Genomic DNA, 18,478 nt, shown 5'->3' with positions numbered 1-18,478 from the left:
AAGCTGTGTAATCTATTATTTATTTCCTGCCAATTGCTTCGCTGTTTCAAAGATATTCTCAACGGTAATACCGTTTAATTCTAATAACTTTTCATAAGGTGCAGATTGGCCAAATGTATCCTGAACACCAATTCTCCGAACAATCCCTCTGCCTTCTTCGGCAACTACTTCACTTACTGCACTTCCCAAACCATTTAGAATATTGTGATCTTCAACAGTCACGATACGACCTGTATCTAAGCTTTCAACGACTGCCTCGCGATCTAGTGGCTTAATGGTATGCATATCAAAGAATTTTACAGAAATGCCTTCCTTTTCAAGAAGCTTAGTCGCTTCAAGAGCTAAATGAACGGTGTCTCCATTTGCGATAATAGTGACGTCGTTACCATCTTGGATCTTTTTGGCTTTTCCAATTTCAAACTCTTCTTCTTCTGAATAGAGAACAGGAATCGTATCTCTCGTAAATCGTAAGTACACCGGACCATGTATCTCGGAAGCTTGTTTAATTAGTTTGCGGGTTGATTGGTAATCAGCCCCCATGATTACAGTCATGTTAGGAATGCTTCGGTACACACCCATATCCTCAATAGCTTGGTGGCTTCCTCCATCATTTGCTGGTGTAAGCCCGCCATGAGAGCACGCGATCTTAACATTTAGGTTTGGATAACAAACCTCTTGTCTAATTTGTTCAGCCATACGTAGTGAACCAAAGACAGCGTATGTTGAAATAAATGGGATCTTGCCTGTAGTAGCTAAACCAGCAGCTAAACCAGCAGCGTTTTGCTCTGCAATACCTACGTTAATGTGCTGATTAGGTAGTTCTTCAATAAACTTTGTTGTCTTACAAGATTTTGCGATATCAACATCAATAACATAGATGTCTTTATTTTGTTTACCTAACTCTACAATTTCGTCTCCAAATGCCGCTCTGGTTGCTTTCTTTTGGGTGATCTCTTTTACAACTGTCATTAGTTCAACCCTCCTGAAATCTCTTTAATAGCTTGTTCAAATTCTTCATCATTAGGTGCCTTTCCATGCCAATCTCCTACATCTTCCATGTACGATACACCTTTACCTTTTACCGTATCTAGGATGATACACTTAGGTTTTTTGTTTGCGCTTTCACGTATGCCATCTAATGTTTCAACGATTTCTTCCATAGAATGACCATCAATACGTGTAGTCTCAAAACCAAAAGCTTCGAATTTCTTTCCTAAGTCTTGAAGTGGCATGATTTCTTCACAAAAACCATCTATTTGCAAACGATTATTATCAACAAAAACTACTAAATTATCTAATTCGTATTTCACTGCTGTTTGAACCGCTTCCCAGATTTGTCCTTCCTGACATTCACCATCACCAAGTAAGTTGAAAACACGGTAGTCTTTCTTATCTCTTTTAGCAGCGATAGCCATACCAACCCCACAAGAAAGACCTTGACCCAATGATCCTGTAGAGATATCTACACCAGGACATTTCTTCATGTCCGGATGACCTTGGAAGGGTGAACCGTATTCTCTTAGCGTGTATACGGTTTCATAAGGGACATAACCTTTTAAAGCTAATGCAGAATAAAGAATAGGGCAAACATGACCTTTCGACAGTACAAAGCGATCGCGATCTTCCCAATTTGGATTACTTGGATCAATATTCATTTCTTTAAAATATAGCGCTGTCATTATATCTGCCGCGGAAAGCGAACCACCTGGATGACCAGATTGTGCTTTATGCACCATTGTAACTGCTGTTTTTCTCATCATAATTGCTTTATCTTTTAATTCTTGTACACTGATTGCACTCATGTTTTTCACCTCTTATACATTTTACTAGCATACTTAGCTACAACGAAATTAACTTGTATACTAAGTACCTTTAGTATACAATCAATCATGTAAATGTCAACAATACATTATCTATTGGAGGTAAAAAATGAACATTACATTTTTAGGAAAACCAGTAACGTTAGTTGGAGAAACTGTGAATACAGGAGTTAAAGCACCCTCATTTGAAGTAGTTAACAGTGATTTAGAGGATGTAACGATTAACCATCAAGATAAAGTTAAAAGAATTATCAGTGTGATTCCTTCCATTGATACAGATGTTTGTGATGCACAAACACAAAAATTCAACAATGAAGTCAGTCGTTTAGGTGATATTGAAGTCATCACAATTAGTAATGACTTACCTTTTGCACATAAAAGATGGTGCAGTGCTAATTTACCGGATGCAACGTTAGTTTCAGACTATAAAACGGGTTCTTTCGGTCAAGCGTTTGGTGTCTTAATTAAGGAACTAGGTCTGCTGGCTCGTTCTGTTTTTGTTATAGATAGCGGAGGAACGATTATTCATTCTGAGGTTGTATCAGAGGTTTCAGATCATCCGGATTATGAGAGAGTAATATTAAAAGCAAAAGAGGCGAAGTAAACATATACAGTAGATACTGTTAATCATATCAGTATAGAATGTTTAAAAAGCAGCTATAGGCTAGTATATAGCTGCTTTTTGGTGTGCTCTTAAATTATATTTTCTAAAATTCTCCACGCTACCTTGCATTATATAGTAGTATCCCATATACTGTAAACGAAGATAAAATCATATTGGTGGTATGGAATGAACGCACAGTTTAAAAAAGGTGTTTTGGAATTGTTGGTGCTATTAATCATCAACCAGAACGATGAATATGGTTATTCGCTTATTAAAAAGATTTCAAATCAGATGAGCATATCAGAGGGTACGGTGTATCCGATTTTAAAGCGACTGGTTCAGGATCAATATGTCTCAACGTACCAAAAGCCTTCGGGGGAGGGACCAATCCGGAAGTATTATCACATAACGGAGGCAGGTAAGGAAAAGCTGATTCAACTAAAGAGTGATTGGCATGAGTTTGCTGCGATTATCGACTTTTTTATGAAGGAGAGTGGAGAGATTTGAAGCAAAGTGAGTTCTTAAGGACATTGCGCATGCATTTAACGTACATGTCGGAGCAGGAAAAGAATGAGATCATCCGTGAGTATGCGATGCACTTTAAAGAAGGGGAGCAGGACAGCGAGAATGCCGAACAAGTATCGAGGCAGCTGGGGGATCCGAAGGTGCTTGCCAAAGAGTTAAATGCGGTGCATGCCGTTCAAAGGGTAGAGGATAAGAAAAGCCTGTCTCACCTGTTTCGCGCAGGTATATCCATTGGCGGGCTAAGTATTTGGAATGTATTTGTGATGTTCATGTGCTTTGGTCTGTTGCTGCTCGTATCTCCCGTTGTCTTTGCATTTGTCATTGCTGTACCACTTATGATTGCATCTCCTGTCATTTTACTTGTAGTGGGCTTTATATACGGCTTCGATATGATTACGTTAAAGGAAATCGCAGAAGTAACAAGAGCTGTAGTCATTGGCTCAGCACTTGCCGTTGTCGGTTATCTCATCGCAAAAGCACTTGTGTCCTTGTTCATTCGTCATCTTAAATGGAATGTATCCTTACTTAAAAGGGAGAGAGTGATATGAAAAAGTGGTTGGTTAGTCTGGCTATAGGGTTAGCCATTCTAGCAGGTTGTAATCAAGAAACGATTGAAGATGCTGAGGCTGAGGGTCTTGAAATCATTAATCTAGAGGATGTTGAGATCCCTGATACGGTGTTTGAGTCGGATAAAGAAGATGAAGTGATCTCAGAAGATGAGATGAAGGAAAGCTTAACAACCTATTTGGACACGTTTGGAGAGTTATCGAACATTCAGTTTGAGTTAATGGATAGAATGTTTGAGGAGTCAGGTAGAGAAGAACAAGACCTGATGAAGCAAGTGAATCGACAGTTAAAGAAAAATGATGACAATTTCTCAGACTACATCGGTGATAATACCTTACCGAATGGTTACGAGGTAGATACATTAAGAACATATTCTTATGTATCAAGCTCGAATGAGTTCATGATAGAAGAAATGGAGGATTGGACGTCTGTATTCAATATTCCAGACAACGTAAGTGGAAGAGAACAAGCAAAAATCGAAGCGTTTCTAGAAGAAAAAGGCATTGAAACCACTGCATTTACACCATAACAAAAAGGCTGCTTTCATCAACGAGAGCGGCCTTTTCTTCTGTTCGCATGTTCCATTTATCTAAGCGCATACTAACCGAGAGACAAGCGAGTAGAGGTGAGAAGGATGGAATATAAGTGGTTTAACATGGAGGTAAGCGAGGTCGAGCGTCAACTTGGAACTCAAGTTGATACTGGATTAACGAGCGATGAGGCGGTTAAGCGATTAGAGTTAGATGGGCGAAACGAGCTCCCTGAGAAGAAAAAGGAATCCAATTTAAAGAAATTTTTAGGTCAATTTAATGATGTGTTGATCTATGTGTTACTTGCAGCTGCTGTCATCACTGCGATCTTGGGACACTTTATTGATACAACGGTGATTGTGCTAGTAACGATTATCAATGCGTTTATCGGCTTTTTTCAAGAAAATCAAGCGGAGAAAGCGTTAAATGGTATTAAAGCGCTTCTTAGTTCTACGGCGAATGTAAGACGAAATGGTGCGCGAAAAGAAGTCGACGGAGTAGATTTAGCTGTTGGCGATATTGTGATCCTTAGTGCTGGAGACAAAGTGCCTGCTGATCTTAGACTTGTGGAGGTGCATAATCTTCGCGTTGAGGAGTCTGCATTAACGGGTGAGTCAACTGCTGTTGATAAGCAAATCACCGTACTTGAGTCAGATACAGTATTAAACGACCAAATCAACATGGCGTTTTCCGGTACATCGGTTGCGGCAGGTAGTGGAGTTGGTATCGTTTGCGCCATTGGTCCGCAAACCGAGCTTGGTAAGATTAATGAGGCCATTTCCGAGGTAGAGGATCTACAGACGCCATTGCTTCGTCAAATAGATGGGTTTGGACGGACTATCGCTCTTTTTGTTGTTGGTGTAGCTGTACTGATGTTTTTATTTGGTTACTTTGTCCGGTCGTTTCCGGCAGGGGAGCTGTTATTATCGGTTATTACGTTAGCTGTTGCTGCGATACCAGAAGGGCTGCCCGCTGTCCTGTCGATCATTCTTGCGATTGGAGTCAGGCGGATGGCAAAGAGACACGCCATCATACGAAGCCTTCCATCGGTTGAGACACTTGGTTCAGTTTCAGTGATTTGTTCTGATAAGACCGGTACGCTCACGAAAAATGAGATGACCGTCACGAATGTTGAAACGACCTCAGCAGCTTATGAGGTAACAGGTACAGGCTATGCGCCAACTGGTGACATTCAACTGAAGGATGAACATCGGACGGAGGATGCAGACCAAATCCTAGAGCACTTTCTCACATGTGTGCAGGTGTGTAATGATGCGAACTTACGTCAGGATGAAACGGGTCACTGGACCATTGATGGAGATCCAACAGATGGCTGCTTTCTAACGCTAGGTCGAAAGTCAGATATGGAGCTACCAAGCTATACAATCATTTCTAAAATCCCGTTCGATTCGGATTATAAGTACATGGCTGTGCTTGCAGAAATAAACGAGGAACGATACATCTTTGTAAAAGGTGCGCCTGACCGTATATTCGAGATGGTGGCCAAGCATAATCAGACTGATTTTAATCGCTCGCACTGGGAAAAGCGGATGTCTCTGCGGGCACGCGTTGGGGAACGGGTCATCGGAACAGCCTATAAGAAGGTGTACTCTAAGACCGAGAAGCTTGGTCATCATGATCTAGATAATGGTCTAATTTTCCTTGGTATTGCAGGAATCATTGATCCTCCGCGTCCGGAAGCGATGCAGGCCGTAGAAACCTGCCTTAAAGCAGGCATTCAAGTTAAAATGATTACCGGGGACCATGCCGAAACAGCAAAGGCTATTGGTAAGCAGTTAGGGATTGGAGATGGTCAAACGGCTTTAACGGGTCGCGATTTAGATAAAATGAATGATGAAGAGCTCGAGCATGCGGCAGAAACAACGCATGTATTTGCCAGAACAAGCCCAGAAAATAAGCTGCGACTTGTAAAAGCCCTGCAGAAGCTGGGACATATTTGTGCCATGACCGGTGATGGTGTGAATGATGCTGCCGCCTTAAAGCGTGCAGACATTGGTGTAGCCATGGGAATTAAGGGGACCGAGGTAACAAAGGATGCGGCGAAGATGGTACTCGCTGACGACAACTTCCAGACTATTGTCCATGCAGTCGAAGAAGGCCGGCGTGTATACGACAACATTAAGAAGACGATTCTGTTTATCCTGCCAACAAATGGAGCAGGAGGCATACTGATCATTGCGAGTATTTTTCTTGGGATGACCATGCCGCTCACACCCGTACAAATTCTCTGGGTAAATATGGTGGTATCAGTGACAGTCTCTCTGGGGCTTGCCTTTGAAAAAGTTGAAGAAGGCGCAATGAACCGGCCACCAAGAGATCCAAAGGCAAGGCTTTTGTCATCTTACTATGCATTCAGAATTGCCTTTGTTTCTATCCTAATTGGAATAGGCACCCTGTGGATGAACACCTTTTTACAGAGTCAAGATTATCACAATGGTGCGCATCAAACGATTATCCTGCAAATGTTTGTAATGGCTCAATTATTTCACTTGTTTAACTGCCGAAGTGAGCTTGGTTTTGCCTTTAACAAAGACTTTTTTACGAACAGGATGGCTTTTCTAGTTGCCGGAATTCTGGTTGTCTTACAGGTAGCCATCACTTATTTACCTTTCATGAACACCATTTTCCAAACCACACCGCTAACCCTTACAGAGTGGGGGATTCCAATATTAATGGGACTGGCTGTGTTTGTGATTGTGGAGATTGAGAAGCGGATTACGAAGAGTGTTGTGGAGAGAAGGGCGAGGTAGTGATGGTGGCCTCCTAAGAAGATGTATGCTGAAGATGTCAAGCCAACAAATGAAGAGCTTGAAATACTAAAGAGGCTGTTGTTAAAAGAAATAGATGAATGAAATAAAAGGAACCCTGCCACGCTATCCGGCAGGGCATTTGTCTCTTTTTTTAGCTTTTACCACCATTTGTATCCATACACCTCAAGCAGCTTGTCAGCTTCCTCTGGACCGTTTGTCCCAGCTTGATAGTGATGGAGCGGAATCGCATTTGATTTAAACTGTTCAAGAATCGGTTGAATCCACTGCCAAGCGAGTTCAACTTCATCCCAATGCGTAAAAAATGTCGGATCCCCTTTAATGGCATCAGCTAATAAAAATTCGTATGCTTCAGGTGTTTCTCTATGACTAGCCGAGAATTCAACCTTTATTGGTTCAAGTTTACCTGTCAGAGGATGCTTACTATTCAGTTGAAGCGTCACACCATCGTTTGGATTAATATGAATAACGAGTAAATTAGGTGCTGCATCCGTTGCGTTCTGACTAAGGTTTAACGTGTCCTTAAATTCAACTACAATCTTTGTTTCTTTACTGCTGAGGCGCTTGCCGGTGCGAATGAAAAATGGGACGCCCTGCCACGTAGGGGTGTTAACCTGCAGACGAGCGGCAACAAACGTATCCGTTGTTGAATCACTTCTTACACCAGGTTCCTCTGTATATCCGCTTACGAGCGTCTCGTTCTCCGAGGCAAGTCGCGTGTACTGAGCTCGAACCACGTCTTCTGGAGAAGTTGGCTCAATTGCATTCATCAGCTTGATCTTTTCACTTCTTAACTCAGATACGCTTTGCCTATCGACCATACGCACGGCCGTCATCATAACCAGCTGCAGCATGTGATTTTGGACCATATCGCGAATCGCGCCGGAGTGCTCATAATACGAGGCGCGTGAGCCGACACCGACTGTTTCGTTTGCAGTAATTTGAACGTTCGCAATCAATTGGTTACTCCAAATTGATTGAAGCACCGGGTTCGCTGAGATCAGTGTCTCAAGATTTTGCACCATTGGTTTCCCTAGATAGTGGTCAATCCGGTAAATTTCATCTTCGTTAAACGCACGAAGAACCGAGCTGTTCAACGCGCGTGCCGACTCAAGATCGTGACCAAACGGTTTCTCAATAATGACTCGTTTCCAGCCGGATGTGTCGCCGAGTCCACTTTTATTAATATTTGTGGTGATCACATCAAATAAGGCTGGTGTGACGGACAGATAGAAAATGCGGTTATTCCCAAGTCCGGCTTCTTTCTCCTGACGCTCAACAAAGGTTTTCAGTTCGTTGAAGCTCTCTTCTTGCGTGACATCCACGCTCACGTACGAAAGCTTCTGAACAAACGCAAGCTTCTTCGCTTTGTCATCTGTTGAATGTCTAGAGAATTCATAAAGAGAATCAATCACAGTTGATTGAAATTCTTTTGTATTGAGTGGTTCCCGACCAACTCCTATAACAGAAAAGGCTTCGGGAAGCTTATTGTCCATATACAGATTAAAGAGCGCGGGATAGATTTTTCGTTTCGCCAAATCTCCCGTTGCACCAAATAAAATAAAAGACATTGAATCCATGTTCATCATCCTTTTCTTGAAAAATGAGTGTGGCTTGCCTGTGCTCACACAGTATAAAACGTTCATTTCAATTGCGTAAGTACGCACTTTTTTTGCAGGAAGTGTGGAAATGTATACTAAATGAAATCAAAGGAACGATAAAAAAGCCACGATCACATTGACTGGGATCAATGCGAACGTGGCTCTCTTCTTATTCTTTTTCCAACACATTTTCGATGTAATCCTTACCCCATTCATACATGGCATCAAGAATAGGCATCAGGTTTCTTCCGTGCTCTGTTAGGGAATATTCAACCTTGGGTGGAACAACTGGGTAGACTTCTCGGTGAAGAATCTCATGATCCTCAAGCTCACGTAACTGATTCACAAGCATTCGCTGTGTGATTCCAGGCATAAGAGCTTTCAGCTCACCGAAGCGTTTTGTTCCTTCTTTTCCTAAATGCCATAGAATGAGCATCTTCCACTTTCCACCTATGACAGACAATGTTAGTTCCTTTTCACAGTTAAATGTCCGTTCACCTAAGTTCGGCATACTTTCACATCCTTCGTCACCCATAGTATACTTTTCCACACTATATGTGATAAATGTGCGTACTTTTCATTTGGTGACGTACTTAGTATAGTTTGTTTTAGGCAGATTAGTAAATAGTGAATTGAGAGATACTATACAGGCTGTCAAATCCAAAGAGACAAAGGAGTTTTTTCATCATGAAATTACAATTAGCATTAGATTTAGTAAATATTCCAGAAGCAATTGAGCTTGTAGCAGAAGTTCAAGACTCAATCGATATCGTTGAAATTGGTACGCCAATCATCAACAGCCTTGGTCACGAAGCTGTTCGTGCAGTTAAAGAAGCATACCCGAACCTAACCGTTCTTGCTGATATCAAAATCATGGATGCTGCTGGATATGAAGTACAACAAGCTTCTAATGCTGGAGCAGACATCATCACAATCCTAGGTGCAGCTGAAGATAGCTCAATCCGTGGTGCGGTTGAAGCAGCGAAAAAAGAAGGAAAAGAAATCCTTGTTGATATGATCGCTGTAAAAGATATCGAAACACGTGCAAAAGAATTAGATCAGCTTGGTGCAGACTACATCTGCGTTCACACTGGTTATGACCTTCAAGCTGAAGGAAAAGATTCTTTCGCAGATCTACGCAAAATCAAATCTGTTGTTAAAAATGCAAAAACAGCAATCGCTGGTGGTATCAAGCTTGAGACTCTTCCAGAAGTAATTGAAGCCAAGCCGGATCTAGTAATCGTTGGTGGCGGAATCACGTCTAAAGACGATAAGAAAACTGCTGCACAAGAAATCAAAGCACTTATTAACAAAGGGTAATCAATGAATACGACCGAGTATCTTGAGACAATCATTCAAGAACTTAGAGGGACAGTTCAGTCAATCTCCGAAGCAGAGGCGGACAAGCTGGTTGAAGCGATTCTTCAAGCGAAGAAAGTCTTTGTTGTAGGAGCTGGACGTTCCGGCTTTATGGGCAAATCCTTTGTGATGCGTATGATGCATATGGGTATTGATGCGTATGCTGTAGGCGAAACAGTTACTGCGAACCTTGAAAAAGGTGATCTGTTAATCGTAGGTACAGGATCAGGTGAAACGAAAAGCTTAATTCCAATTGTAGAAAAGGCAAAAGTTCTTGGTGGCACAGTTGCTGCTGTCACGCTTTCTCCAGATTCTACGATTGGAGAGCTTGCCGATCTCACTGTTATCCTTCCTGGAGCACCAAAGGACCGTGCAGAAGGTAGTGAATACGAGACCATTCAACCAATGGGATCATTATTTGAACAGACATCTCTTCTTTTTTATGATGCAGTCATTCTGTGTTTTATGGAAAAGAAAGAACTGAATTCAAAGCAGATGTACGGCAAACATGCCAATCTTGAATAGATAACGTAGCACCTTTGATTTCTGTATCATACAGGAATCAAAGGTGTTTTTTCATCGCATTCGATAGAGCGCATTACTTCACTTTAAGTCTTGAACTCAGTAAAATGAGTAGAATAGATTACAGAAAAGAGGGATTTCCATGGCACAAACGATAAAAGGAAAAACAGCGTTAATCACTGGCGCTGGTAAAGGAATCGGAAAAGCGACAGCGATTGCGCTTGCAAACGAAGGAGTAAACGTGGGTCTAGTTGCCCGTACAGAAGCAGACTTAACAGGTCTTGCAGAAGAGCTTAAAGAAAAAGGTGTGAAGGTAGCGATTGCAACAGCTGATATCTCATCACTTGAGCAAGTAAATAAAGCAGTTGATTCACTAACAAACGAGCTTGGCACATTTGACATCCTGATTAACAATGCAGGAATCGGTAAGTTCGGTGGCTTTATGGACTTAGATCCAGAAGAGTGGAAAAACATTGTAGACGTGAACCTAACAGGAACATATTACGTAACAAGAGCGGTGCTTCCGCAGCTGATTGAAAAACAAGGCGGAGACATCATCAATATTTCTTCAACAGCGGGACAAAAAGGAGCACCGGCAACAAGTGCTTACAGCGCCTCTAAGTTTGGATTACTTGGACTTACAGAGTCTCTTGCACTTGAAGTACGTAAGCATAACGTACGTGTAACAGCTCTTACACCGAGTACGGTCGCAACAGATCTTGCTGTTAGAGAGAACCTGACGGATGGCAATCCTGAAAAAGTGATGCAACCAGAAGACTTAGCAGAGATTATCGTGTCACAACTAAAATTACACCCACGTATCTTCATCAAATCAGCAGGTATGTGGTCAACGAATCCTTAATTGGAATTGAAAGGAGCCAGAGACTCAGTCTCTGGCTTTTTTGTTAAAACAAACTAACAAATCTTAAGATGAGATCAATAAGTGCTAAGGTTAAAATAAGACCTAATAAAATCGAGGATGAGATCAATCCAGACTTGGAGAATAAGTGAGTAGGGAACTTTCTTGCAATAAAGACTGCTAGTAATAAAAGAATAACGGCAATGACCAGTTCATGCACGTTAAGGCCTACTAACTTAAGTAAGTATTCCCCTGCAGTGTAGCCTTTATCGCTCGCAAACAAGAGAATGGAACTAACTAAAAAAAGAACCAAAGAAAAACTTCCTAAGCCTAATTTTTTGGAATGTTCCATCTCATTACCTCCAATTTATTTACAATTATATGTTATAACAATGATAACATGTTAACTACCAGTAAATAGATAAGCAGGTGAACAGATTGTTTATAAACAAGAATTTCTCCCTCATGTGGTTCTATAACTTTACCTCTATCTTAAATGGACGATTCCGGGAGTTAGTCATCCCTCTAATTGTTCTAGGATTTACTCAGTCCCCTTTCATTACAGCTCTTGTTGCACTTTCCCAGCAAGTAGGAGCCGTTCTTTTCTCCATCCCGATTGGTACTTGGCTAGAAGCTAAGAACAAAGTTTTGTACGCCTCTGTTAGTAACTTTTTCTATGGTATCTGTTTGTTTCTGTTGGCCTATATTTTCAGCTTCGATGAACTGAATTCCTTACTAAGTGCAATGATTTTATTTATCATGGGTCTGTTAGCTTTAATCAGTCGCACAGCTTTTGCTGCTATGATTCCAGAAATTTCAGGAAGAGAAAATCTTTTAAGAGCACATACGAGTCTTGAAGGTGCCGATGCAGTTTGTACAATTATCGGTCCTGTATTAGGTGGAATTCTATTAAGTCAAATAGGTGCCAGCCCAACTTTAGTTATCTGTGGGGTATTGTCTATCTTAGGAATGATGATTCTCTCTCTGATAAAAAGAGTAAAAACGGTCCAGCCAACTCACGAGAAAAGAAAAGTGAATCTACACACGTTCACTAGAGAGTCATTCGTAGGCTTGACCATCCTTTTGGCAAATCCTACTCAAAGAATGATCTCATTTAGCCACTGTGTGTTAAGTTTTGCAACAGTATTTATTCCGCTAACGGTTATTTTTCATGCGGATACACTCTTACAGCTATCAGCAGGTGAAATTGGGATCATCTTAAGCTGTGCAGGCATTGGAAATTTAATAGGTGTATTGATTATGAAGTGGTTTAGAACGATGAACTGGCTTACACTCCTATGCTCGTTACTCGCCACGTCCTCAGTTGGAGTTTTAATGATCTGTTTAAGTGAAAATCTATATATCTTATCAACCGGGATGGTTTTCTTTGATGGTGCATTATCAATGGCTTTTGTCGCTCAAATTTCAGTACATCAAGGGATCACCCCAGATGAATACATAACTAGAGTTAGAAGCGCCACCTTTGTGACTGGCGGATTGTTTGCAATGATGGGGACGTTTCTAGCTGGCATGATTCCCGAGCTTCTCTCATCCTATGTATCTTTATTTATTGGCTTTCTAAGTTTATTATTGCCGGCAATTTTCCTAATGAGGTGGCAAAAATACAGTTCAAGGTTCGGGGACATTAAACCGATCTCAATCAAGACATAAAAAGGCTGTCTCGTATGTGAGACAGCCTTTCTGTTATTTATCCATCACAAATCCTGTTTTCGATGTTTGTTCGTCACTTAACCAACCAGATTCAGTTAACCCGTCTAACCAGCTTTCTTCTATTTGATCAGCTTGCTCTTTTTCACCAACTTTTGTTGAGATTTCGGCGATCGTGTCTCCTTTGTATGTCCAGATTTCAAGGTCCGCGTCCACCCCTAGATATTCGCCTTCAAAGGTTTCGGCAAGGGCAGGTCCGTATGGAATGGTCTGGCTAAGTGTGTCCTGATACCAGTCTTCTTGATCCCATGTGCGATATTTCTTTGGAGCTTCTTCTTTAAAGAGCTTAATAGCATAATCTGCGTCAATTGAATCAAATGTTAGCTTTTTGTTTTGTTTAAAGGTTTCTTTTCGACTAATAGAGAATGTATCGGTACCTTCTTTACGATCATTCTCAAATTTGTAATTGGACATGTCGTTATGGAACCCTTTTGCTGTTGCTTCTGCGATTGCGTCTTCTACAGTAATTCCAGGAAAGACTTTCTTATAAGTGATATTTGTCTTTTTATCACTCGCGTAGATTCTGAGGCGGTGTATGTAGCCCTGATCTCGGAATTGTTGGTCTGGAGTATCAAAGTAATAGACTTTAACATCTTCGTCATGTGTAGCATTAAACGTTTGAACAATGTCTTCTTGATTGGAGAATGAGTCGAGATCTAGGTTGAATTTCACTTCATACCCTGGTTCAATGGGGCTTTCTGCTTGCGCGGGAAGGGCGAAACTTGTAAAGAATGCAATAGTTAATGCGCCTACGAAACTCACTTTTTTCATAACATGATTCCTCCATTTGTCTGATGTTTTAAGATAACCTTCAAGTCCTGCTCCTTACTATGAAAAAATGTGACATGACTTGCTTCTATATAAGAAAGTATTTTTGAAAGATCATCTCGATCTGGATGCGACTTGTAAAAGGGAGAAGATTGATCAAGATAGATGCCCGTCTGAATTTTAGTCATTTCAAAAGGTGCTTGTTTCATCAAATAGATTCCAGGCTGCTTTTTTTCTGATGCGAGCTGCAATCGATCGCTTTGAAGCATGTCCGTAAACTCGTGCATTCGCTCTTTGCGCATATGATCGGGGTACTGCAGATAGGCAAGGAGGTGATCGTTTAGTGCTTGGTCTATAAAGAACGTTCGATCAGGTAGCGCGTGATAGAGTGAAAACAAAAGGTCACAGGCTTTGCCAGAGAGATTGACCGGAACATGGTACGGCTCAAGTGGATCTGAAAGAACGGCCATGATATTTTGAATACTTTTTTGATAAGGCATGGTATAGGCAGCATGACCGCTATCAATTAATGCGTGATCATAGAAACGAAGGATTGGTTGATCTGTAACTAACAAAGGTGCATCAAGCGCGATATCGCCGGAGAAAAAGAATGTCTCCTCATTCACTCGAAAGATATACCAGACGCTGCCTAACATATGTCCGCTGTAGCCCCAGGTTACGTGTAGACTCTTCGTTAAGGAAACCTCCTTGCCCCGTGTTTGTTTAGGAAATGCACGAAATTGAAGGTTGGCAAGGGAGACATCCGGGTTCTTTTGCTGCCACGAAGAGATGATAGGAGGAAGCTGAGCAAGGCTAGCTTCTGACATCCATACCTCTCCATTGAATCCTTTTTTCGCAAGTAAGGGTAGTGCTCCGATATGGTCATTATGAACATGTGAGATGAAGACGGCTTGAAGCGACTGAGCGATTTCCTCGGTAATCTCAGGGTACACTTCGGGCGTGCCGTTTCTGACGCCGCAGTCTAGCATGATACGTGTGTTGGTTGTGTGGTCGGTTAGAAGAAAGCAATTTCGACCGTATTCTTTTACGCCTCCAAGAGTGGTGAGATTCATCATGATTTCGTTCGCAGGGCCTTTCGTTGCAGCGACTCGACCACGAAGATACAAAGGATGGTCAATAAAACAGTCACAACAGCCATGGCCATTCCTTTTGAGACATCTCCTTGTTCAAATTGGCTATAGATAAATGTTGCACTTGTTTCTACAGAAGGCGGAAGAATAAGTAAGGAACCAACCAATTCACGCATTGATATAATAAAGGTCATCACCCATCCTGCTAGAATTCCTTGCCCTAGAAGAGGTAACCAGACTCGAATGAGGACAAGCCACTCGTTGTGAGCAAAGACCGCATTTGATTGGTGGATGGATGAATGAAGCTGTGATAAGGCAAACTTTGTGTATTGCACGGAATATGGCAGAAAGAGCACAATGTACGTGACGATCGGCATCCAGGTTGTGTTGTAGATGGTCGATGGAAACCATGGGGTGTTCCAAAATAAAATCAGACCCACAACAAAGACAATGCCGGGAACAATATTTGATAGAATGCTTGTAAAATCTAGCACCTGCTGTGATTTCTTTTGCCCCTCACGAATAATAAGCGCGGCACAAAAGCCAATAACGGCTGCAACCGTAGCAGCGATAAAGGCAAAATTTATACTGTTCATCAGTGCTTTAAAGCTCGAGGAGCCAATGGTAAATAAGTCTGCATAATGAGTGAACGTCAGATTGCTGAAGCTGAGACCATCTCCGCGAATATTTAATAGGGAGGTCACGATGATAGAAAAGTAAGGAATTCCAATGGAAAGACCTAGGATAATTAGAACATAGCCACTTGAGATCAATCGAACAAGACCTGTGTCTTTTGGTTTGGCGCTACTGCCTGATTTCCCCGAGTGAATCCCAAACGAATACTTTCTACTAATCACATTCTGAAGATACCAAATGACCATACATACACTTAATAGAATGAGTGATAGGCTGGTAGCCGCTGAGATATTAATCGGCCAGCGAGATAGATAGGCATGAATATCTGTTGTAAGCACGTCGTACCCAATTCGTTTACCAAATGTAGCTGGTGTACCGAACTCTCCTAATGTCTTAATAAAAACAAGGAGACTCGCCATTACGTAGCTTGAAATGAGTAGTGGCATGACCACACGAAACCAGTTCCAAACAGGATTACGCCCATAGATTAAGGTTGCATCTAGAAAGGATCCATTCATTCTGAGGAGAGCATTTTTTAACATTAGATACAAGAATGGATAGAGGTGCATGCTCATCACAAAGACCATTCCTGCAACATGAAAGAAGGTAAAAGGGAACTTGCCGCCAAATAATTGCTCATAGTAGCCATTGTTCTGCATAAATAAAATCCATCCCATAGACCCGATGTAAGGAGGGGTCATAAACGGAATGACAAACACAAGATCAAGCCAGTTGTGACGTGCAAGAGATGTTTTTGTACGAATAATCGCAAGTGGTAGGGCGATCAGTGTTGTTGAAGCAATTACGTACACACCAAGCAATAGGGAGTTCTGCATCGTTTGAAGAATTTGATTGGAAGATAGCACATATTGCATAGATTCAAATGATAGAGAACCCTCATCTACAAATGTGTAGATGAGGACGGAAAACAAAGGTGCTACTGCTAGTAAGCTAACAATGATTAATAGGATCGTATAAGGCGCGTGTTTCTGTATAATCATGTGGATACCTCCAATGTGCGTCGTAGCGAATTACTCCATAGATAAGAAGGTATTCAGCGTTTCAATTTGCTTGTCTTCGATGCCTTCAAAATCAAATGGAAGAGTAGGAATATCAGCTAATGGTGCGCGGTTGCTTAACTCACTGTCCGCATTTCCTGGTAGGATGTATGCATCTGCAACAAGCTCTTGGGCCGCGTCAGACAAAAGGAAGTCCATATAGGCCTTTGCACCTTCTAGGTTTTTAGAATCAGCTACGATCCCAGCTGCACGTGGGCTGATCACAGTACCACTTTCAGGATAGTAAATGTCAACCGGCTCACCACTATCCTTCGCTTTGTACGTCATGTAGTCGACAGCCGCAACAACAACGTCTTTATCTCCAGTAATCACTGCATCAAGAGACTCCTTATTTGCTCCTGCAACAAGAAGGCCATTATCCTTCCAACTTTGAATGATATCCCAGCCTTTTTCATCGCTATCTGTAAGTCCATATAAAAAATCTACGGCAGAGCCAGATGAGGTTGGGTCAGGCATTGTGACGCGGCCTTCCCATTCAGCCTCCCCAAATGCTTCCCAATCTGCATTAAGAGATTCAACCTGGTTTGTATTATAGGCAACACCTAGAGCAGAAGCACTGTAGCCATAGTAGTAATGGTCAGAATCATTCCAATCTGGGTTCATACGATCTGCATTTTCAGGCTCGTAGGGTTGAAGCTTCTCCTCAGATTTTAGTCCTTCCATTGAAGGAATAGATGCTAGAACAACAACATCGGCAATCGGATTATTGGATTCTGCTTCAAGACGAGAAAGAATTTTACCAGTTGTGCTTTGGAACATTTCAACCTTTAAGCCTGTTTCTTCTTCGAATGCAGCTTGAATGTTCTCAGCTAATCCTTCAGGTCCAGCAGAGTAAACGGTTAATGTATCACTTGTTGAGTCAGTTTGGGCTGCAGCTGTTTCTGTGTTCGTGTTCTCTGTTTTTTCCGTGGCTTCGGCATTATCTCCACAAGCTCCAAGTAGAAAAAGTGATGCTGATACCCCTGCAATCGTTAATAGGTTACGTTTTTTCATATTATTATGCCTCCCGTTTCATTAGTGAATGGATTGAGTGCTCGTTAATATAAAGGGTGATCGCTGAACCTTCTTCATGAGGTTTATGATCATAGACCTTCCATAGCTGTCCATGCGTATTTACAAAAATGACATAGCGGTCGCCCTCGTACATGCTTTTTGCCACAACACCCGATCTCAGGATGGTGTGCTTTCGAGGGTTTAGAGTAATATTCTCTGGGCGAATCATCTGATCTTCTCCTTCTAACCAGTTGGTCTTTCCAATAAAATTTGCCACGTAGGAATTAGCTGGCGTGTGATAGATCTCTTCTGGAGAGCCGGTTTGAACAATAGAACCAGCATCCATCACAATCATCGAATCAGACATCGCCATTGCTTCTGATTGATCATGTGTAACAAAAATCCCTTGGGATCCGATGGACTGAAGGATCGTTAGTATTTCTTCGCGCATTTCATCACGTAGTACCGCGTCAAGTGCGCTTAATGCTTCATCAAACAAGGTCAATTTTGGCTGGACGGCAATCGCTCGTGCGAGAGCCACACGTTGTTGTTGACCACCGGACAAATCACCGGGCAACATGTTCGCTTTAGCCTCAAGCTTCACCCGACTTAGTGCCTCGCGTGCCAGGGTCAGTCGCTCTCGTTTAGAAACTTTGCCACGAAGGCCAAACGCGATGTTATCTAGCACATTCATGTGAGGCCACAACCCAAAGTCCTGAAAGACCATTGCGATCTCTCGCTTATTTGGCTTCACGTTGATTTTCTTTGTTTTAGAGAAAATCGTACGCTCATCAAATGTTAACTCACCCGCAGTGGGTTCAGTCAGACCGGCCAGCATTTTTAATAAAGTGGTCTTTCCACAGCCTGATTGACCGAGGATGGTGACAAAGCTGTCTTTAATTGTGAGATCAATTGGTTTGACTGCTTGTACGGAGCCAAATCGTTTCTCGATCCCATTCAAGCGAATGATCATGTTACCCTCTCCTCATTTTTCTCTTCGTCTTTAG

At 41.8% G+C, this 18,478-nt stretch carries 19 protein-coding genes; 9 read left to right on the top strand and 10 right to left on the bottom strand.

What is annotated here, in order from left to right; all coding sequences use genetic code 11:
* Nucleotides 1–15: 15 nt before the first annotated feature.
* The gene (locus NSQ54_19530) at nt 16–969 is read right to left on the bottom strand and encodes a transketolase C-terminal domain-containing protein (protein WYP26489.1); all 954 of its coding nucleotides are present in this window, start codon (nt 967–969) and stop codon (nt 16–18) included.
* On the bottom strand, nt 969–1,802 hold the full coding sequence (locus tag NSQ54_19525) for a transketolase (GenBank protein ID WYP26488.1): 834 nt from the start codon (nt 1,800–1,802) through the stop codon (nt 969–971). The genes NSQ54_19530 and NSQ54_19525 overlap by 1 nt, the downstream gene beginning before the upstream one ends.
* A gap of 127 nt (nt 1,803–1,929) precedes the next feature.
* Between NSQ54_19525 and tpx the strand changes: the two genes are divergently transcribed.
* The 5 genes from tpx to NSQ54_19500 all read left to right on the top strand — a co-directional run bounded on the left by tpx (nt 1,930) and on the right by NSQ54_19500 (nt 6,817).
* Nucleotides 1,930–2,424: a thiol peroxidase gene (gene tpx / locus NSQ54_19520; protein WYP26487.1), complete on the top strand. Its 495-nt coding sequence runs from the start codon at nt 1,930–1,932 to the stop codon at nt 2,422–2,424.
* A gap of 186 nt (nt 2,425–2,610) precedes the next feature.
* Nucleotides 2,611–2,931: a PadR family transcriptional regulator gene (locus NSQ54_19515; protein WYP26486.1), complete on the top strand. Its 321-nt coding sequence runs from the start codon at nt 2,611–2,613 to the stop codon at nt 2,929–2,931.
* Nucleotides 2,928–3,497, top strand: coding sequence for a DUF1700 domain-containing protein (locus tag NSQ54_19510; GenBank protein WYP26485.1), 570 nt, complete (start codon nt 2,928–2,930; stop codon nt 3,495–3,497). Before NSQ54_19515 ends, NSQ54_19510 begins: the two co-directional genes overlap by 4 nt.
* Nucleotides 3,494–4,045, top strand: coding sequence for an NDxxF motif lipoprotein (locus tag NSQ54_19505; GenBank protein WYP26484.1), 552 nt, complete (start codon nt 3,494–3,496; stop codon nt 4,043–4,045). Before NSQ54_19510 ends, NSQ54_19505 begins: the two co-directional genes overlap by 4 nt.
* 105 nt (nt 4,046–4,150) lie before the next feature.
* Entirely contained in the window at nt 4,151–6,817 is a 2,667-nt protein-coding gene (locus NSQ54_19500) for a cation-transporting P-type ATPase (protein WYP26483.1), read from the top strand.
* A 158-nt stretch (nt 6,818–6,975) separates the two neighbouring features.
* On the opposite strand, the gene zwf is transcribed toward NSQ54_19500, so the two are convergent.
* On the bottom strand, nt 6,976–8,415 hold the full coding sequence (gene zwf / locus NSQ54_19495; GenBank protein ID WYP26482.1) for a glucose-6-phosphate dehydrogenase: 1,440 nt from the start codon (nt 8,413–8,415) through the stop codon (nt 6,976–6,978).
* Nucleotides 8,416–8,605: 190 nt separating this feature from the next.
* Entirely contained in the window at nt 8,606–8,947 is a 342-nt protein-coding gene (locus NSQ54_19490; GenBank protein ID WYP26481.1) for a winged helix-turn-helix transcriptional regulator, read from the bottom strand.
* 176 nt (nt 8,948–9,123) lie between these two features.
* On the opposite strand from NSQ54_19490, the gene hxlA reads away from it, so the two are divergent.
* The 3 genes from hxlA (at nt 9,124) to NSQ54_19475 (ending at nt 11,179) form a co-directional block, all read left to right on the top strand.
* A complete protein-coding gene (gene hxlA, locus NSQ54_19485) occupies nt 9,124–9,756 on the top strand; it encodes a 3-hexulose-6-phosphate synthase (GenBank protein WYP26480.1) in 633 nt (210 codons plus the stop codon).
* 3 nt (nt 9,757–9,759) lie between these two features.
* Nucleotides 9,760–10,320: a 6-phospho-3-hexuloisomerase gene (gene hxlB / locus NSQ54_19480; GenBank protein ID WYP26479.1), complete on the top strand. Its 561-nt coding sequence runs from the start codon at nt 9,760–9,762 to the stop codon at nt 10,318–10,320.
* Between the two features lie 139 nt (nt 10,321–10,459).
* Nucleotides 10,460–11,179 (top strand): 3-ketoacyl-ACP reductase, encoded by a 720-nt coding sequence (locus NSQ54_19475; GenBank protein WYP26478.1) that lies wholly within the window; start codon nt 10,460–10,462, stop codon nt 11,177–11,179.
* A gap of 43 nt (nt 11,180–11,222) precedes the next feature.
* On the opposite strand, the gene NSQ54_19470 is transcribed toward NSQ54_19475, so the two are convergent.
* Nucleotides 11,223–11,528 (bottom strand): hypothetical protein, encoded by a 306-nt coding sequence (locus tag NSQ54_19470; protein ID WYP26477.1) that lies wholly within the window; start codon nt 11,526–11,528, stop codon nt 11,223–11,225.
* An 86-nt stretch (nt 11,529–11,614) separates the two neighbouring features.
* On the opposite strand from NSQ54_19470, the gene NSQ54_19465 reads away from it, so the two are divergent.
* Entirely contained in the window at nt 11,615–12,847 is a 1,233-nt protein-coding gene (locus NSQ54_19465) for an MFS transporter (GenBank protein ID WYP26476.1), read from the top strand.
* A gap of 33 nt (nt 12,848–12,880) precedes the next feature.
* On the opposite strand, the gene NSQ54_19460 is transcribed toward NSQ54_19465, so the two are convergent.
* From NSQ54_19460 to NSQ54_19440, 5 genes are read right to left on the bottom strand one after another with little or no spacing between them, the layout of a single operon-like run.
* The gene (locus NSQ54_19460) at nt 12,881–13,675 is read right to left on the bottom strand and encodes a hypothetical protein (GenBank protein ID WYP26475.1); all 795 of its coding nucleotides are present in this window, start codon (nt 13,673–13,675) and stop codon (nt 12,881–12,883) included.
* Nucleotides 13,672–14,748, bottom strand: a complete 1,077-nt coding sequence (locus NSQ54_19455) for an MBL fold metallo-hydrolase (protein WYP26474.1) — start codon at nt 14,746–14,748, stop codon at nt 13,672–13,674. The genes NSQ54_19460 and NSQ54_19455 overlap by 4 nt, the downstream gene beginning before the upstream one ends.
* The gene (locus NSQ54_19450; protein ID WYP26473.1) at nt 14,745–16,400 is read right to left on the bottom strand and encodes an iron ABC transporter permease; all 1,656 of its coding nucleotides are present in this window, start codon (nt 16,398–16,400) and stop codon (nt 14,745–14,747) included. The genes NSQ54_19455 and NSQ54_19450 overlap by 4 nt, the downstream gene beginning before the upstream one ends.
* 30 nt (nt 16,401–16,430) lie before the next feature.
* On the bottom strand, nt 16,431–17,471 hold the full coding sequence (locus tag NSQ54_19445; GenBank protein WYP26472.1) for an ABC transporter substrate-binding protein: 1,041 nt from the start codon (nt 17,469–17,471) through the stop codon (nt 16,431–16,433).
* A 4-nt stretch (nt 17,472–17,475) separates the two neighbouring features.
* On the bottom strand, nt 17,476–18,444 hold the full coding sequence (locus NSQ54_19440; GenBank protein WYP26471.1) for an ABC transporter ATP-binding protein: 969 nt from the start codon (nt 18,442–18,444) through the stop codon (nt 17,476–17,478).
* Nucleotides 18,445–18,478 lie beyond the last annotated feature (34 nt).

Origin of the sequence: Alkalihalobacillus sp. FSL W8-0930, from assembly GCA_037965595.1 — a bacterium.
GTDB lineage: Bacteria > Bacillota > Bacilli > Bacillales > Bacillaceae_D > Alkalicoccobacillus.
Note: the sequence above shows the minus strand (reverse complement) of the source record. Positions and strands in the feature narration are given on the sequence as shown.

What these genes read in the sequence shown, in the direction of transcription:
- NSQ54_19530 (WYP26489.1), bottom strand. Translation starts at nt 969, where the DNA reads ATGACAGTTGTAAAAGAGATCACCCAAAAGAAAGCAACCAGAGCGGCA.
- NSQ54_19525 (WYP26488.1), bottom strand. Translation starts at nt 1,802, where the DNA reads ATGAGTGCAATCAGTGTACAAGAATTAAAAGATAAAGCAATTATGATG.
- tpx (WYP26487.1), top strand. Translation starts at nt 1,930, where the DNA reads ATGAACATTACATTTTTAGGAAAACCAGTAACGTTAGTTGGAGAAACT.
- NSQ54_19515 (WYP26486.1), top strand. Translation starts at nt 2,611, where the DNA reads ATGAACGCACAGTTTAAAAAAGGTGTTTTGGAATTGTTGGTGCTATTA.
- NSQ54_19505 (WYP26484.1), top strand. Translation starts at nt 3,494, where the DNA reads ATGAAAAAGTGGTTGGTTAGTCTGGCTATAGGGTTAGCCATTCTAGCA.
- NSQ54_19500 (WYP26483.1), top strand. Translation starts at nt 4,151, where the DNA reads ATGGAATATAAGTGGTTTAACATGGAGGTAAGCGAGGTCGAGCGTCAA.
- zwf (WYP26482.1), bottom strand. Translation starts at nt 8,415, where the DNA reads ATGGATTCAATGTCTTTTATTTTATTTGGTGCAACGGGAGATTTGGCG.
- NSQ54_19490 (WYP26481.1), bottom strand. Translation starts at nt 8,947, where the DNA reads ATGCCGAACTTAGGTGAACGGACATTTAACTGTGAAAAGGAACTAACA.
- hxlA (WYP26480.1), top strand. Translation starts at nt 9,124, where the DNA reads ATGAAATTACAATTAGCATTAGATTTAGTAAATATTCCAGAAGCAATT.
- hxlB (WYP26479.1), top strand. Translation starts at nt 9,760, where the DNA reads ATGAATACGACCGAGTATCTTGAGACAATCATTCAAGAACTTAGAGGG.
- NSQ54_19475 (WYP26478.1), top strand. Translation starts at nt 10,460, where the DNA reads ATGGCACAAACGATAAAAGGAAAAACAGCGTTAATCACTGGCGCTGGT.
- NSQ54_19470 (WYP26477.1), bottom strand. Translation starts at nt 11,528, where the DNA reads ATGGAACATTCCAAAAAATTAGGCTTAGGAAGTTTTTCTTTGGTTCTT.
- NSQ54_19460 (WYP26475.1), bottom strand. Translation starts at nt 13,675, where the DNA reads ATGAAAAAAGTGAGTTTCGTAGGCGCATTAACTATTGCATTCTTTACA.
- NSQ54_19455 (WYP26474.1), bottom strand. Translation starts at nt 14,748, where the DNA reads ATGATGAATCTCACCACTCTTGGAGGCGTAAAAGAATACGGTCGAAAT.
- NSQ54_19450 (WYP26473.1), bottom strand. Translation starts at nt 16,400, where the DNA reads ATGATTATACAGAAACACGCGCCTTATACGATCCTATTAATCATTGTT.
- NSQ54_19445 (WYP26472.1), bottom strand. Translation starts at nt 17,471, where the DNA reads ATGAAAAAACGTAACCTATTAACGATTGCAGGGGTATCAGCATCACTT.
- NSQ54_19440 (WYP26471.1), bottom strand. Translation starts at nt 18,444, where the DNA reads ATGATCATTCGCTTGAATGGGATCGAGAAACGATTTGGCTCCGTACAA.